The sequence below is a fragment of the Phenylobacterium zucineum HLK1 genome, assembly GCF_000017265.1.
GTDB classification, from domain to species: Bacteria; Pseudomonadota; Alphaproteobacteria; order Caulobacterales; family Caulobacteraceae; genus Phenylobacterium; species Phenylobacterium zucineum.
Genome location: NC_011144.1, coordinates 1,727,910 through 1,741,593, shown reverse-complemented (window position 1 = coordinate 1,741,593; position 13,684 = coordinate 1,727,910). Strand labels below are relative to the sequence as shown.

Below are 13,684 nucleotides of genomic sequence, written 5' to 3'. Positions count from 1 at the left end.
AATGACGCAGTTCGATTTCATCGTCCTGGCGCTGCTGCTGATTTCGGCGGCGGTCGGCTTCGCCAGGGGCGCGGTGCGCGAGATCGCGGCCCTCGTGGCGCTGATCGGCGCGGCCCTGCTGGCGATCTTCGGACTGCCGCTGTCCGCGCCGGTGGTGCGGGAGGTCGTCCGCCCCGACTGGCTGGGAACGGCCGCCGCCCTGATCCTGGTGTTCGGGACCGCTTATGTCGTCCTGCGTCTGATCGGCGCAGCCCTTGCGCGGAAGGTGCAGCGCACCGACGTGCTGGGCGCCCTCGACCGGTCCGTCGGCCTGGCCATCGGCCTGGCTCGGGGGCTTCTCGTCCTCGGAGCGCTCTTCCTGATGTTCAACGCCGCCACGCCCCAGGACCTGCGTCCGCGCTGGATCACCGGCGCGACCACCTGGCCGCTCGCGAGCAACATGGGCCGGCTGCTGGAGGCCATGGCCCCCCAGGGCCTGGACATCGCCGAGCGGCTCCGCCCCGCTTTCGACCGGGCGGTGCGAAACGGGTCAGGTGACAGACGCGTGACGGACGGCTACGACGCGCCGCGAAACGGCGAGACGGATCTGGAGAGGTCTCGATGACCCTGTCGGCCAAGGCCATGGCGTACGATCGATGGTCCCCGCCGCCGCGGGACCCGGATGACGATACGCCGCGTCTGGAATGCGGCGTGTTCGGCGTCTTCGACGTCGAAGCGGCCTCGGGGCTCACGGCGCTGGGCCTGCACGCCCTGCAGCACCGTGGCCAGGAAGCCTGCGGCATCGCCTGCTTCGACGGCCAACGCTTCCACACCGAGCGCCACATGGGGCACGTGGGCGACGCCTTCGGCGGCGGCGACCTCAACGAGCGCCTGCCGGGCCAGTCCGCGATCGGGCACACTCGCTATTCGACCGCCGGCGGCAGCTTCATCCGCAACGTCCAGCCGATGTTCGCCGACCTCGAGGCGGGCGGGATCGCCCTCGCCCACAACGGCAACCTCACCAATTTCCTGACGCTGCGCGAGCAGCTGGTCGCCCAGGGCGCCATCTTCCAGTCCACCTCGGACTCCGAGGTCATCCTCCACCTGATCGCCCGGTCGCGTAAGGCCAAGTTCGTCGAGCGGTTCATCGACGCCCTGCAGCAGATCGAGGGCGGCTACGCCCTGGTGGCGCTGACCAACAAGAAGCTGATCGGCGTGCGCGACCCGCTCGGCATCCGGCCGCTCGTCCTCGGCGATCTCGACGGCAAGGCGGTGCTCGCCTCCGAGACCTGCGCCCTGGACATGGTCGGCGCCCGCTTCGTGCGCGACGTCGAGCACGGCGAAATGGTGGTCATCGACCAGGACGGGGTGCAGAGCCTTCGGCCCTTCCCGGCCATGCAGGCGCGCCCCTGCATCTTCGAATACGTCTACTTCGCCCGCCCGGACTCGGTCGTGAACGGCCGCTCGGTCTACGAGGTCCGCAAGCGGATGGGCCGGCGCCTGGCGCAGGAGACCCCCGCCGACGTCGACGTCGTGGTGCCGGTGCCGGACTCCGGCGTCCCCGCCGCCCTGGGCTTCGCCCAGGAGGCGGGCCTTCCCTTCGAGATGGGGATCATCCGGAATCACTATGTGGGCCGGACCTTCATCGAGCCGACCCAGGGCCAGCGCGAGCTGGGCGTGCGGATGAAGCTGTCGCCCAACCGCTCGGTCCTGGCGGGCAAGCGCGTGCTGCTGGTGGACGATTCCATCGTGCGCGGCACCAATTCGGTGCGCGTGGTGCGCATGGTCCGCGAGGCGGGCGCCAAGGAGGTGCATCTGCGCTCGGCCTCGCCGCCGATCCAGTGGCCCGACTACTACGGCATCGACATGCCCGACCGCGAGAAGCTGCTGGCGGCCAACCACTCGGTCGAAGAGATCGCCAAGATCCTGAACGTGGACTCCATGGGCTACCTCTCGGTGGACGGGCTCTACTGGGCGATGGAAGCCGCGCGCGATCCGGCCAATCCCCAGTTCACCGACCACTATTTCACCGGCGACTACCCCACGCGCCTGCTGGACCGTGAGATCGCCGAGGGCCGCAACCAGGCCGTGGAGCGCCAGCTCTCGTTCCTGGTCGACGCGTGAGCGCGCCCCGGGCGGGCCTGCTCTCCCGGATCAAGATCAAGCCCGACTGGTACCTGATCCTGATCGTGCTGATGGGCGCGGCCGCGACGATCGCGCCTGCGCAGGGGCAGGCGGCGCTCAGCCTGGACTGGGTGACCCGGGCCGCCATCGCCCTGGTGTTCTTCCTCCACGGCGCGCGGCTCTCGCGCGAGGCCGTGATCCGCGGCCTGACGCACTGGCGCCTGCACCTGGTGGTCTTGGCCTCCACTTTCGCCCTGTTCCCGCTGCTGACGCTGGGCCTGGCCGCCCTGCCCGCCTGGATCACGCCGCCCGAACTGGCCGCCGGCCTCGTGTTCCTGGGCTGCCTGCCCTCGACCATCCAGTCCTCCATCGCCTTCACGGCCATCGCCCGCGGCAACGTGGCGGCGGCGGTGGCCGCGGCCTCCGCCTCGAACCTCCTGGGGATCGCCGTCACGCCGCTTCTGGTCGGGCTCCTGCTGCAGGCTCAGGGCGGCGTGGACGCCCGCTCGGTGCAGGCCATCGTCCTGCAGCTGCTCGTCCCCTTCGTCGCCGGGCAGGCCCTGCGCGGCTGGATCGGCGAGCGGATCTCCCGGAACGCCCGCGTCGTCGGCCTGATCGACCGCGGGGCCATCCTGCTGGTGGTCTACACGGCCTTCTCGGGCGCGGTGGTCGAGGGGGTCTGGGACGTCCTGAGCGGCCTCGACCTCGCGCGGGTGTTCGCCCTGTGCGCGGCCCTCCTGGGGGCCGTCCTGGCGCTCACCGCAGTGGCGGCGCGGGTCCTTGGCTTCGACAAGCCCGACGAGATCGCCATCGTCTTCTGCGGCTCGAAGAAGTCGCTGGCCAGCGGGGCGCCCATGGCCGCCGCCCTGTTCCCCGCGGCAGCGGCGGGGGTCGCCATGATCCCGCTCCTGATCTTCCACCAGATGCAGCTGATGGCCTGCGCCGCCATGGCCCAGCGCTACGCGCGGCGGCCTGACATCGAGGCCGTAAGCGGCTAGAGAGCCGCCCATGCCCGACCTGCCCCTTACCGACCGTATCGCCCTCGTCACCGGCGCCAGCCGCGGCATCGGCCGCGCCGCCGCCCTCGCCCTGGCCAAGGCCGGCGCCCACGTGGTCGCCGTCGCCCGCACCCAGGGCGGTCTCGAGGAGCTGGACGACGAGATCCGCGCCGCCACTGGCAAGTCCGCCACCCTCGTGCCGATGGACATCGCCGAGGAAGGCGCGCTGGACCAGCTCGGCCTGGCCGTCCACCAGCGGTTCGGCCGCCTGGACATCCTCGTCCACGCCGCCGCGATCCTGGGGCCCATCACGCCGGTGTCGCACATCGAGCCCAAGCACTGGGCGCGCGTGATGGACGTGAACCTCACCGCCTCGTATCGCCTGATCCGCAGCGCAGAACCCCTCCTGCGCGCCTCCGAGCGCCCCCGGGCGATCTTCCTGACCACCAGCCGCGCGCACAATCCGAAGGCTTTCTGGGGCCCCTACGGAGCCTCCAAGGCCGCGCTGGAGAACTTGGTCCGCACCTGGGCCGACGAGCTGGAGCAGACCAAGATCCGGGCCGTCCTGCTCGAGCCCGGCGCGATGCGCACGAAGATGCGCGCCGAGGCCATGCCGGGCGAGGATCCGATGAGCCTGCCCGACCCCTCCGAGATCGGGCCGCTGGTGGTGGAGCTCGCCCAGGCCGACCTGGGCCTGCCCACGTCTAACGTGGTGTTCGCCGACTGGAAGAGGGCCGGGAAGCTCGCTTCGGCTTGACGCCGGGCCGGGCCAGCTTGGCCGCCCGTCCCCGGGTCGGCGTGCGCTTGGCCTTGGCCGGGCCTTTCGGCTTCGGCGGACCGCCCTCCCCCTTCGGCTTGGAGCGCGGCGCGGGCGCGCGTTCGGCGCCCCCCTCCTGCCCCTCGGCGAAGGGGTTCTTGTTCGACCGCACGCTGAGCCGGATCGGCACCCCCGGCAGGTCGAAGCTCTCGCGCAGCGAATTGACCAGATAGCGCCGGTAGTGGTCCGGCAGCTGGTCGGCGCGGGAGGCGAACATCACGAACGTCGGCGGCCTGGCCTTGGTCTGGGCCATGTACTTCGGCTTCACCCGCCGGCCGTTCACCGCCGGCGGCGGGTGCCGCTCGACGGCCATGCGCAGCCAGTCGTTGAGGTCGCGGGTCTTCACCTTCGTCGACCAGTCGCCATGGACCTTCAGGACGGCCGGCATCAGCCGGTCCATGCCCCGGCCGGTCTCGGCCGAAAGCGCCACGATGGGCGATCCCTTCACCTGCGGCAGGAGGCGGTAGGCCTCCTCGGTGATCTCGGCGAGGACCGCCTGCGGCTCCTCCACCAGGTCCCACTTGGTCAGCACGAACACCAGCCCCCGCCCCTCGCGCTCGCAGAGGTCGGCGATCTGCAGGTCCTGGATCTCGAACGGATGGGTGGCGTCCATCACCAGCAGCACCACCTCGGCGAACGTGATGGCCCGGATGGTGTCCTGGGTGGAAAGCTTCTCCAGCTTCTCCTGCACCTTGGCCTTGCGCCGCAGGCCCGCCGTATCGACCAGGCGGATCGGCCGTCCCTCCCACTCCCAGTCGACGGGAATGGCGTCGCGCGTGATCCCCGCCTCCGGGCCGGTCAGCAGGCGGTCCTCGCCGATGAGCCGGTTGACCAGGGTGGACTTGCCCGCGTTCGGGCGGCCGACGATGGCGATGCGGACCGGCTTGTCGCTCTCGTCCTCGGCCTCCTCCTCGTCCTCGTCCTCGGCCCAGACGGCGGCCAGCGCCGCATAGAGGTCGGCCATGCCCTCGCCGTGTTCGGCCGAGATCGGGACCGGCTCGCCCAGGCCCAGGCCCCAGGCGTCGAGGATGCCGGCCTCGCCCTGCCTGCCCTCGGCCTTGTTGGCGGCGAGGATGACAGGCTTGTCCCGCTTGCGCAGGATTTCGGCGAAGATCCTGTCCGCCGGCGTGACGCCCTCGCGGGAGTCGATGACGAAGAGCGCCACGTCGCATTCGTCCACCGCCCGCTCGGTCTGGGCGCGCATGCGGGCCTCGAGGCTCTCGTCGGTGACGTCCTCGAACCCGGCGGTGTCGATCAGCTCGAGATCCAGGTCGCCCAGGCGGCCCGTGCCGAACCGGCGGTCGCGGGTGACCCCCGGCCGGTCGTCGACTATGGCGAGCTTGCGGCCCGCCAGCCGGTTGAACAGCGTGGACTTGCCCACATTCGGGCGGCCGACGATCGCGAGCTTCAGCGGCATGCCGTCAGCCTATACGTCCGGTCAACGAAGTGCGATCAGCGTGGCTTCGTCGGTGACCACGTAGATGGTGTCGCCCATGGCGATGGGCGAGAGCATGGCCGGACCGCCCAGGTCGATGCGCCGCTCGACCTCGCCCGTCTTGGCGTTCAGCACGGCGAGGTCGCCCGTCTGGCCCGCGAGGATCAGCTTGTTGTTGGTCAGCATCGGGCCCGACCAGATCGGCCGGCCCATGCGCTGGCCGCCGATGCCGAGGAAGCCGCCCTTCTTCTTGCCCTTGAAGCCCTCGTTGAGGTCGCGGATCCAGTAGATCTGGCCCGTCTCGCGCGAGGCGCAGATCACCTCGCCGGCCTTGGAGACCACGTAGACGACGTCGCCGGCCGGAAGCGGCGAGGTGACGCCCGCGACCGGCAGGCTCCAGCGGGCTTGGCCCGTGCGAAGGTCGATGGCCGCGAAGACGCCCGAGTGGCTCACCGCAAAGACGTCGCCCTGGTAGATGACCGGGCGGCCGGGAATGTCGCGGATCTCGGACAGCGCGCTGGTGCGGCTCGCCCGCGACAGGGCCTCGTTCCACAGGTCGTTGCCGTTGGCGGCCCTGAGGGCCACGAGCTCGCCCGACCCGAAGGCCGCCACCACGGTGTCGCCCGACACCGCCGGGCTGGAGGCGCGCAGGATGCGGGCGGATTCGGCGAGCGCCTGGTAGGTCCAGCTCGGCGTGCCGGTCGCCGTCTCGAAGGTGAGCAGCGAATTGTCCAGCGCCACGGCCATCACGCGGCCCGCGGCGACGGTCGGCGCGCCGTGCACCGGCTCGCTGGTCTTGGCCCGCCAGCCGACGGCGCCGGTGTTGGCGTCGATCTGCATCACCTGCCGGAAGCCGGAGGTGACGTAAAGCTTGCCGTCGGCGTAGGCGATGCCGCCGCCGAAGCCGAGCTTGTCGCGCTTGTTGTCGCCGGGGTTGGTGGCGGTGCGCCAGAGCTGGCCGCCGCTGCGGGCGTCGTGCGCCGAGACGCGGCCCTCGGCGTCCATGACGAACACCTTGCCGTCGGCCGCCACCGGCGGAGCAATGATGTAGCGGCCCCGCTGGGAGCCCTCGCCGAAGCCGCGTCGCCAGGCGATCTGCAGGTTCGGCGCGGCGTCCACATGGTCCACCGACTGCTCGGGCGTGCCGCCCGGCAGCGGCCAGGCCGCGATCGTCGAAGGCGTCGGCAGCGAGAACTCCACGCCCTGCAGCGCGGCGGCGGGCTCCAGCCGCTGGTCGGCCGGAACGATGGAGATGCGCTGGCCCTCGCCGGCGGTCTCCTGCGGGCCCTCGTCGCCGCGGTCGAACGGGTTCAGGCGTCCCAGCGTCGAGCAGCCGCTCGCGCCCAGCGCGGCGATGAGGCAGACGGCCAGGAGAGTGTTGCGGCGCGACGTCATTGCGGTCCGTTGGCTTGCGGTTGCGGCGCAGCGCCGTCAGCGCCGAGCACGGCGCCGGGCTGCACCATCATGGGGGGCGGCATGGCGGCGGCCTGCTTGACGACGCCCGGCAGGGCCTTGGCCGAGCCGGAATCGATCAGGCTGATCGCGGCCTGGGCGCGGGCGCGGACCCCGTCCGAGGCGTCCAGCATCTGCTGCAGCACGACGAAGTCCCCGCGGGCGCCGGCAGTGTCTCCGGCCATCAGCTTGGCGAAGGCGAGCGCCTCGCGCGCCTGCACCCGGTAGGGGCGGCCGTCCTTGATCAGCGGCGTCAAGCGCGCCTCCACGTCCTTGTAGGGAGCCGTGTCGAGCACGGCGAAGGCGGATTTGAGGCGGGCGGCGTCGCCGATCAGCTCGTCCGGCGCGGCGCTCGCCGCCTGGTCGAACAGCTTCACGGCCTCGTCCGTCTTGTTCTCGTCGAGGTTCAGGGCGCCCAGCTGCATCAGGGCCAGCGACTTGTACCCGCCGGCGGAGGACTGGGAGACCTCGGTCCACAGCTGTTGGGCCTTGGCGCGGTCCCCGGCCGCCAGGGCCTCGCCCGCGGCCTGATACTGCTCCGAGGCCTTGGCGACCTCACGGCTGCGCCAAGTGTCCCAGCCCCAGTAGGCGAGGACGGCCACCAGGACGAGCGCGACGGCGGCCAGGATCCAGGGGAGAGTCCGGCGCGCGAGCGACCGGTAGCGGTCGGAGCGAAGCTGCTCCTCGACCTCTTCGAACAGATCCGTCACGTGAAGGGGACTCCGGACTCTTTAGCTGGCCCTTGGGGCAGAGGCCGGGAACCTATAGCGCGCCGCCCTCAGCCGCAACGCTACCCCGCCTTGGCGAAGTAGATCTCGGCTGGTCCCGGGAAGCGACGGGCCCGGACATCCTCTGCGTAGGCCGCCACGGCCTTGCCGATCTCGCCCCGCAGGTCGCCGTAACGGCGCACGAACTTCGGGGTCCAGTCGAAGAGGCCCAGCATGTCGTCCGTGACCAGGATCTGCCCGTCGCAGCCCGCGGACGCGCCGATGCCGATGGTCGGAACCTCGATGGCCTCGGTGATCTCCCGGGCCAGGCCCTCGGCCACGCCCTCGACCACCACCGCGAACGCGCCGGCGTCGGCGGTCGCCCTCGCCTCCTCCAGGATGCGGCGGCGCTCCTCGCCCGCCTTGCCCTTGGCCTTGAAGCCGCCGTCCACCAGAACCGCCTGGGGCCGCAGGCCGACGTGCCCCATGACCGGGATGCCGCGCTTCACCAGGTACTGGATGGTGTCGATGACGGTCGGACCGGACTCGACCTTCACGGCCTGCGCGCCCGTCTCCTTCATGAGGCGGGCGGCGTTGTCGTAGGCGGTCTCGGGGGCGCCCTCGTACGAGCCGAACGGCATGTCCACGACGACCATGGCGCGGCGCGAGCCGCGCATCACCGCCTGGCCGTGCAGGATCATCATGTCGAGCGTCACGCCGACGGTGTTCGGAAGCCCGTGGACCACCATGCCCACGCTGTCGCCCACCAGCAGCAGGTCGCAGTGCTCGTCCAGGAGCTCGGCCACCGGCGCGGTGTAGGCAGTGAGGCACACGATCGGCGTGCCGCCCTTGCGCGCAGCGATGTCCGGGGCGGCGATGCGCCGGACCTTCTCTTCCCGGTGGCTGGACAAGCCTCAGATCTCCTCGATGACGCGCGACAGGGCGAAGCCCAGCAGCAGCACGGCCAGGCCGACCGCGACCCAGACGCCGAAGCCGCCCGACAGGGCCGAGACCATCTCGGCGCTGGGGGCGACCTGCGACAGGCCCGCCGACAGCGCCCGGGCGGAATCCTCGGCCGTCTCGATGCGCTGGTACAGGTTGGAATAGACGAGCTGGCTCGCGCCCACGACCCCGCCGGTCACGCCGGCGCAGCCGATCAGCCAGCGCCGGGTCTGCCAGCCGCGGTTCAGCTTACGCTCGACGCCCTGCGCGAAGGCCGCGCAATCCGGCAGCTCCGGCGCTTCGGAGAACAGGCGCTCGAGGCGGCGTTCGAAATCGTCAGCCATTGCCCCGCCTCCCTTCCAGGACGGCGCCCTCGGTCGGCGCCAGTCGCGCTCTGAGCTTATCCAGACCACGTTTGACATGGGATTTGACCGTTCCAAGCGGCAGGTTCAAGGCCTCGGCCGCCTCGCCGTGGGAAAGGCCCGCGCCGAAGCACAGCGACACGCACAGCCGCTCGGCCTTGGAGAGCGCCTTCAGGGCCTCGTCCAGGTCGATCCGGTGGTCTGCGTCGCCCGCCGCGATCTCGATCTCCTCTTCGCCCCCCTCCGCCGCCAGCTCGCTCAGCCGCCGGTCGCGCTGGAGCCGGCGCAGATAATGGCGCGCGGCGATCCGCTTCACCCAGGCGGCGAAGGTCCCCTCGCCGCGGAACTCGGTGATCCGCTGGAAGGCGGTGAGGAAGGCGTCCTGGGCCACGTCGTCGGCCTCAGCCGCCTGGGCGCCCATCCGGCGCAGCAGGTAGCGGACGGCCGAGCCGTGGCGGCGCGCAAGCTCCCCGAAGGCGCGCCCCTCGCCGGCCGCGGCGTGCGAGCAGAGCTCGACGTCGTGCAGGCTGGCGAAGCTCGATGGTTTCGTGCCCGGCATGGGCGGCTATGCCCCTTTAGGAGGGTTCTAGGACTTCGGCTTGTTGATCAGGCCGAGGACGATGAAGGCCAGGCCGATGAAGCCCGGGAACGAGGCGATGCCGATGAACCAGTAGCTGGCGTCGGGCTCCTCGAAGCCGACGATCAGGCCCAGGGCGACGAGGCCCAGGGCGACGCCCAGCCAGATGATGCCGGTGCGCAGGTCCCGCTGCGGCGACGGCGGCATGGCCGGCGAACGCACGTTGCTGGACATGGCCTCGACGATTTCGCCCGGGATCGGCTGCCCCTTCTCGATGGCCACGCGCAGGGTGTCGGCCATCTTCTGGCGCTCGAGGCTGCGGAAATAGCGGGGGACGATCACCAGTGCGGCGATCATCGCAAACAGTGAGATCGGAACCAGGATCTCCATGGACGTCTATCCTCTCCAGTTCAGCCGGGCGAAGGCGCCCGTCTCTGACTGTTAGAGACTTGGCCTGCGCCGCCCAGATGCAATCCTAAGCATGAAATGTTGCTCATGATTCCGCTGGAGCCGGCGCACGCCTCGGTCCGCGGAGCAGGAAGATCGTCCCGATCGCCAACGCCAGCGTGGCCGCCAGCGGAGCCACCGCTTCGGACACGGCCTCCACTGCGGGCGCCAGCGCCGGCCAGACCGCCCAAAGTGTCAGCGCGCCGACCGCCGCCGCGCCGGCGAGCAGCGCCAGCTCCGCCACGAACTCCCGGCGCAGGACCGCCTCCATGACCGCGGCCGAAAACGCGGGATCGGTGGCCGGCGGCTCATCCGCCGCGAACAGGGCCTTCAGCCGCTCGTCAGCTTCACGCATCGCCATCTCCAAGCACCTGCAGGAGCCGCGCACGGCCCCGCGCCACATGACTCTTCACCGTGCCCAGCGGCAGCGCCAGCGCCGCGGCAGCCTCCGCGTGGCTGAAATCGGCCGCCAGGCAGAGGGCGACGCACGCCCGCTGGTCGGCCGGCAGCTCCGCCATCGCGGCCTCCAGGGCCAGCCGCTCGTCGGTCATCGCCGCCGCCGCGGGCGGCCGTTCCCGCTCGTAACGCGCGTCCCGGGCCCTGCGCCGCGAGCCGGAGCGCAGCACCGACAGATGCTTGCGATAGCCGATGCCGCACAGCCATGCCCGCACGCTGGCCCCGGCCCGCAGCTGGCCGATCCGCCCCCAGGCGGCCAGGAAGGTCTCCTGCGCCAGGTCGTCCGCCAGGGCCCAGTCGCCGCAGGCCCGGCGCAGGAAGGCCCGCACGGCCTGCTGGTGGCGCTGCACCAGGCGTGCGAACGCCTCGGTCGAGCCGCGCTGGACGGCCGCGACCAGCATCGCGTCCGCCCCCTCCGGCGTCATCGACGGTGCTTCGTCATGAAGATCAGCCCCACGACCGCATAGCCCGCAGCCACGCAGGTCAGGATGATCGCGACCAGCCGGAAGGGCCAGTAGTCGGTGACCGGCGCGGCGAACTCCGAGGCCAGCCAGAAGCCCGCGGCCACCGCGCCGGTGATCAAGGCGGTCCGCAGGGCCCAGTAGGCCCCCCGCCGCCGGCGGCGGCCGCGTCGTCCGTCGTCGAACCCGAAATCCTCCTCGGCGTCGTCGAGGGCGTCGGCCCGGACGACCTTCAGAAGCTCGACGGGCGGCTCCTTCCCCTGTGTGGCGTAGGTGCGCAGCAGATCCAGGTGCGCCTGGGCGCGCTTGTAGGCGAGCCATCGGTCCCAGGCTCCGAACACGAAGAACGCGATCGGGAACAGCAGCCACCAGTAGCTGCGGAACAGGTCTTCCATCGTCGAAGCTCCAGCCGCAGGCCCCGAAGCCGTCTCCGTGGCCTGCCCTGTCCCCTAGTCGCCGCCGGCGCGGCGTTCGGATGCAGAGCTTCTCAGACAGACGTCAGCCGAACAGCGCCTCGTACTCCGCCGGCTTGAAGCCCACGAGCAGGCGGCCCTTCGCCGCCAGCACCGGCCGCTTGATCATCGAGGGTTGGGCCAGCATCAGTGAGATCGCCTTGGCCTCGTCGATCCCCTGCCGGTCGGCCTCGGGCAGCTTCCTGAACGTCGTGCCGGCCCGGTTGAGCAGCGTCTCCCACCCGACCTGCCGCACCCAGCCCTCCAGCGCGGCGCGGTCGACGCCCTCCTTCTTGTAGTCGTGGAACGTGTAAGGAACACCGTGCTGATCCAGCCAGGTCCAGGCCTTCTTCATCGTATCGCAGTTGCGGATGCCGTAGAGGTTGGCGGTCAAGTGCGGCTCCCAGGTTGTCGAATGGCCAAGATCGAACTGCCCAAGCCCGTCCGCGATACGTTGGCCGATGCGCTTTCCGGCTACCTGAAGGACGAGCTGGAGCTGGAAGTGAAGGGATTCGACGCGGTCTTCCTACTGGACTGGATCATCGAGACCATGGGCCCCCACCTCTACAACCAGGGGCTGACCGACGCCCAGGCGCTGGTGCGGAAGAAGGCGGACGACTTCGTCGAGGCCATCGCCCAGCTCGAAAAGCCGGTGCGCTTCTGACAGAGGCTGACTCGGAGCATCCTGTCGCCGCCAACTGCGGGAGCGACACGTGCGACGCCCAATTCTGACCGGTGTGGTCCTGCTCGCCCTGTGGACGGCCCTGGTGGGGCTGGGGGCCCGCAACGGGTGGCTGCGCCCGGAGCCCGCCCCCGCGGGCGACGCCGCGGCCTTCCTGCGCTGGGCGTCGTCGCAGTACGCGCGGGACTCCAAAGGCAATATCGCCATCGTACTGCTCGAGGACGGTCGGCCCGCGCAGAGCTTCTTCGCCTCCAACGGCCGGCCGGTGGACGAGCGTACGCAGTTCCAGGTCGCCTCGCTGAGCAACTGGCTCACGGCCTGGGGCGTCATGGCCCTCGTGGAAGACGGGCGGATCGAGCTGGACGCGCCCGTGTCGCGCTATCTCACCCGCTGGAGCCTGCCGCCCGGCCGCTACGACAACAGCGGCGTGACGGTCCGCCGGCTGCTGGCACACACGTCAGGCCTGACCGACGGGCTGGGCTTCCAGGGCTTCGCGCCGGGAGAGGCCGTTCCCTCGCTCGAACAGGAACTGACGCATGTCACCGACGCCATGCCGTCCGCCGACGGCGTCGTGCGGGTAGGCGCGAAGCCGGGATCCGGATGGCGCTACTCGGGCGGCGGCTACCTCATCCTGCAGCTGATGATCGAGGACGTGACGGGCGAGGCCTTCGACGCCTACATGCGGCGCACGGTGTTCGAACCCCTCGGCATGGACGAGAGCACCTTCGAGAACCCCGACCCGGCGAGGTTCGCCGACGTCTTCGCCGCCGACGGCTCCCCCGCCACGCACTACCGGTTCGCCGCGACGGGGGCCGCCTCGCTCTACACCTCGGCGGCGGACCTCACCGCCTTCCTGCAGGCGCAGTCCCCGGGGCCGGGCGGCGCGCCCGCTGGTCGCGGCGTCCTCGCGCCGGAAACGTTGCGGGAGATGGCGACGCCCCAGGCGAAACTCTTCGGCCTGCCTGTCTGGGGTCTCGGCGAGAGTCTCTACGCGCCGACCGCGAGCGGCGGCTTCGTGGTCGGCCACGACGGCCAGAACCACCCCGCGATCAATACGACGGCCCGGATCGATCCGGCCACAGGCGACGGGATCGTCGTGCTCGCGACCGGCAGCAGCACCCTGGCGCGCGAGATCGGCGGCGAATGGACGTTCTGGCAGACCGGCAAGGTCGGCCTGGACACTCTCGTGCTCTCCGACGCGCCCTGCATCCTGGCAGTCTTCGGAGCCGGCTCCGTCGTCATCGTGGGCTCGGTCGCGGCCGCGGCCCTCGCGCGGCGTCGCCGCGCGCGCCGGCCGTCCTAGGTCGCGATCATTCCCACTCGATTATTTCTGGACGCCCTAAGCGGCGGAATTCCCGAAGCATTTTAGCTCACGCGGATTTGAATACCGTCTGAGATACCGTCAGAATCTTTGGCTAGCGGATTGATGATGCGAAGTCACATCACCAACCGGCGACGGCAGGAAATGCTCCAGTAGCGCCAGGATAGCAGAGTCCCCTCCCCGGAGCACGCCGTGGTCAGAACGTGAGTGGTCAGCCATGTTTTAGGCGTACGCCGGGGCCGCCACCGCCGGAACCTTCAGGAGCGATGAAGCAGACGCCGGCGTCTTCCAGGGCGCGCTGGACCGCCTCGACGTTGGCGGCTGCGCTGCGGCCGGGCCCCTGTTGGCTTTCCATCCTTACGATGGTCGGCAACGATAGCTTTGCCGCAGCGGCCAAGGCTGGCTGGCTCCAGCCAAGTAGTGCGCGGGCCGCACGGATCTGGGCTGCGGTCAGCATCGCGTGATAATTTTA

Annotated in this window: 17 protein-coding genes and 1 pseudogene; 6 read left to right on the top strand and 12 right to left on the bottom strand. The window is 70.7% G+C overall.

Annotation, left to right across the window (positions count from 1 at the left end):
- The first annotated feature begins 1 nt into the window (after nt 1).
- The 4 genes from PHZ_RS08490 to PHZ_RS23055 are packed head-to-tail and all read left to right on the top strand — an operon-like array spanning nt 2 to nt 3,858.
- Nucleotides 2-604, top strand: coding sequence for a CvpA family protein (locus tag PHZ_RS08490; protein ID WP_041373362.1), 603 nt, complete (start codon nt 2-4; stop codon nt 602-604).
- 17 nt (nt 605-621) lie between these two features.
- A complete protein-coding gene (gene purF, locus PHZ_RS08485; RefSeq protein ID WP_041374038.1) occupies nt 622-2,103 on the top strand; it encodes an amidophosphoribosyltransferase in 1,482 nt (493 codons plus the stop codon).
- Nucleotides 2,100-3,101, top strand: coding sequence for a bile acid:sodium symporter family protein (locus PHZ_RS08480; protein WP_012522092.1), 1,002 nt, complete (start codon nt 2,100-2,102; stop codon nt 3,099-3,101). The genes purF and PHZ_RS08480 overlap by 4 nt, the downstream gene beginning before the upstream one ends.
- Before the next feature lie 10 nt (nt 3,102-3,111).
- A complete protein-coding gene (locus PHZ_RS23055) occupies nt 3,112-3,858 on the top strand; it encodes an SDR family NAD(P)-dependent oxidoreductase (RefSeq protein WP_012522091.1) in 747 nt (248 codons plus the stop codon).
- A 57-nt stretch (nt 3,859-3,915) separates the two neighbouring features.
- On the opposite strand, the pseudogene der reads toward PHZ_RS23055, so the two are convergent.
- From der to PHZ_RS08420, 11 genes and pseudogenes are all read right to left on the bottom strand, one after another.
- A pseudogene (der, locus tag PHZ_RS08470) lies at nt 3,916-5,335 on the bottom strand (ribosome biogenesis GTPase Der); the annotation flags it as partial.
- A 21-nt stretch (nt 5,336-5,356) separates the two neighbouring features.
- Entirely contained in the window at nt 5,357-6,748 is a 1,392-nt protein-coding gene (locus tag PHZ_RS08465; protein WP_012522089.1) for a PQQ-like beta-propeller repeat protein, read from the bottom strand.
- Nucleotides 6,745-7,515: a tetratricopeptide repeat protein gene (locus PHZ_RS08460; RefSeq protein ID WP_012522088.1), complete on the bottom strand. Its 771-nt coding sequence runs from the start codon at nt 7,513-7,515 to the stop codon at nt 6,745-6,747. Before PHZ_RS08460 ends, PHZ_RS08465 begins: the two co-directional genes overlap by 4 nt.
- Nucleotides 7,516-7,595: 80 nt before the next feature.
- Nucleotides 7,596-8,423, bottom strand: coding sequence for a 3-methyl-2-oxobutanoate hydroxymethyltransferase (panB, locus tag PHZ_RS08455; protein ID WP_012522087.1), 828 nt, complete (start codon nt 8,421-8,423; stop codon nt 7,596-7,598).
- A 3-nt stretch (nt 8,424-8,426) separates the two neighbouring features.
- Nucleotides 8,427-8,798: a hypothetical protein gene (locus tag PHZ_RS08450; protein ID WP_041373361.1), complete on the bottom strand. Its 372-nt coding sequence runs from the start codon at nt 8,796-8,798 to the stop codon at nt 8,427-8,429.
- Complete coding sequence (locus PHZ_RS08445) at nt 8,791-9,375, bottom strand: RNA polymerase sigma factor (protein ID WP_012522085.1); 585 nt, start codon at nt 9,373-9,375, stop codon at nt 8,791-8,793. The genes PHZ_RS08450 and PHZ_RS08445 overlap by 8 nt, the downstream gene beginning before the upstream one ends.
- Before the next feature lie 27 nt (nt 9,376-9,402).
- Complete coding sequence (locus tag PHZ_RS08440; protein ID WP_012522084.1) at nt 9,403-9,783, bottom strand: DUF6249 domain-containing protein; 381 nt, start codon at nt 9,781-9,783, stop codon at nt 9,403-9,405.
- Between the two features lie 103 nt (nt 9,784-9,886).
- The gene (locus tag PHZ_RS08435; protein ID WP_041373360.1) at nt 9,887-10,195 is read right to left on the bottom strand and encodes a hypothetical protein; all 309 of its coding nucleotides are present in this window, start codon (nt 10,193-10,195) and stop codon (nt 9,887-9,889) included.
- Nucleotides 10,188-10,697 carry an RNA polymerase sigma factor gene (locus PHZ_RS08430; RefSeq protein ID WP_236611889.1) on the bottom strand — a complete coding sequence of 170 codons (510 nt, stop codon included), beginning with the start codon at nt 10,695-10,697 and terminating at the stop codon, nt 10,188-10,190. Before PHZ_RS08430 ends, PHZ_RS08435 begins: the two co-directional genes overlap by 8 nt.
- Before the next feature lie 20 nt (nt 10,698-10,717).
- Entirely contained in the window at nt 10,718-11,152 is a 435-nt protein-coding gene (locus PHZ_RS22675; RefSeq protein ID WP_012522082.1) for a hypothetical protein, read from the bottom strand.
- A 103-nt stretch (nt 11,153-11,255) separates the two neighbouring features.
- Entirely contained in the window at nt 11,256-11,603 is a 348-nt protein-coding gene (locus PHZ_RS08420) for an ArsC family reductase (RefSeq protein ID WP_012522081.1), read from the bottom strand.
- 21 nt (nt 11,604-11,624) lie between these two features.
- Here PHZ_RS08420 and PHZ_RS08415 point away from each other — a divergent pair, with 21 nt between their 5' ends.
- On the top strand, nt 11,625-11,873 hold the full coding sequence (locus tag PHZ_RS08415; protein ID WP_041373358.1) for a DUF2164 domain-containing protein: 249 nt from the start codon (nt 11,625-11,627) through the stop codon (nt 11,871-11,873).
- A gap of 49 nt (nt 11,874-11,922) precedes the next feature.
- Nucleotides 11,923-13,194, top strand: coding sequence for a serine hydrolase domain-containing protein (locus PHZ_RS08410; protein ID WP_012522079.1), 1,272 nt, complete (start codon nt 11,923-11,925; stop codon nt 13,192-13,194).
- A gap of 229 nt (nt 13,195-13,423) precedes the next feature.
- Here the strand turns inward: PHZ_RS08410 and PHZ_RS22110 are convergent, their stop codons facing one another.
- The gene (locus tag PHZ_RS22110) at nt 13,424-13,669 is read right to left on the bottom strand and encodes a hypothetical protein (protein ID WP_012522078.1); all 246 of its coding nucleotides are present in this window, start codon (nt 13,667-13,669) and stop codon (nt 13,424-13,426) included.
- Nucleotides 13,670-13,684: the final 15 nt, after the last annotated feature.

What these genes read in the sequence shown, in the direction of transcription:
- PHZ_RS08490 (WP_041373362.1), top strand. Translation starts at nt 2, where the DNA reads ATGACGCAGTTCGATTTCATCGTCCTGGCGCTGCTGCTGATTTCGGCG.
- purF (WP_041374038.1), top strand. Translation starts at nt 622, where the DNA reads ATGGCGTACGATCGATGGTCCCCGCCGCCGCGGGACCCGGATGACGAT.
- PHZ_RS23055 (WP_012522091.1), top strand. Translation starts at nt 3,112, where the DNA reads ATGCCCGACCTGCCCCTTACCGACCGTATCGCCCTCGTCACCGGCGCC.
- PHZ_RS08465 (WP_012522089.1), bottom strand. Translation starts at nt 6,748, where the DNA reads ATGACGTCGCGCCGCAACACTCTCCTGGCCGTCTGCCTCATCGCCGCG.
- PHZ_RS08450 (WP_041373361.1), bottom strand. Translation starts at nt 8,798, where the DNA reads ATGGCTGACGATTTCGAACGCCGCCTCGAGCGCCTGTTCTCCGAAGCG.
- PHZ_RS08445 (WP_012522085.1), bottom strand. Translation starts at nt 9,375, where the DNA reads ATGCCGGGCACGAAACCATCGAGCTTCGCCAGCCTGCACGACGTCGAG.
- PHZ_RS08440 (WP_012522084.1), bottom strand. Translation starts at nt 9,783, where the DNA reads ATGGAGATCCTGGTTCCGATCTCACTGTTTGCGATGATCGCCGCACTG.
- PHZ_RS08435 (WP_041373360.1), bottom strand. Translation starts at nt 10,195, where the DNA reads ATGCGTGAAGCTGACGAGCGGCTGAAGGCCCTGTTCGCGGCGGATGAG.
- PHZ_RS08430 (WP_236611889.1), bottom strand. Translation starts at nt 10,697, where the DNA reads ATGCTGGTCGCGGCCGTCCAGCGCGGCTCGACCGAGGCGTTCGCACGC.
- PHZ_RS22675 (WP_012522082.1), bottom strand. Translation starts at nt 11,152, where the DNA reads ATGGAAGACCTGTTCCGCAGCTACTGGTGGCTGCTGTTCCCGATCGCG.
- PHZ_RS08415 (WP_041373358.1), top strand. Translation starts at nt 11,625, where the DNA reads ATGGCCAAGATCGAACTGCCCAAGCCCGTCCGCGATACGTTGGCCGAT.
- PHZ_RS22110 (WP_012522078.1), bottom strand. Translation starts at nt 13,669, where the DNA reads ATGCTGACCGCAGCCCAGATCCGTGCGGCCCGCGCACTACTTGGCTGG.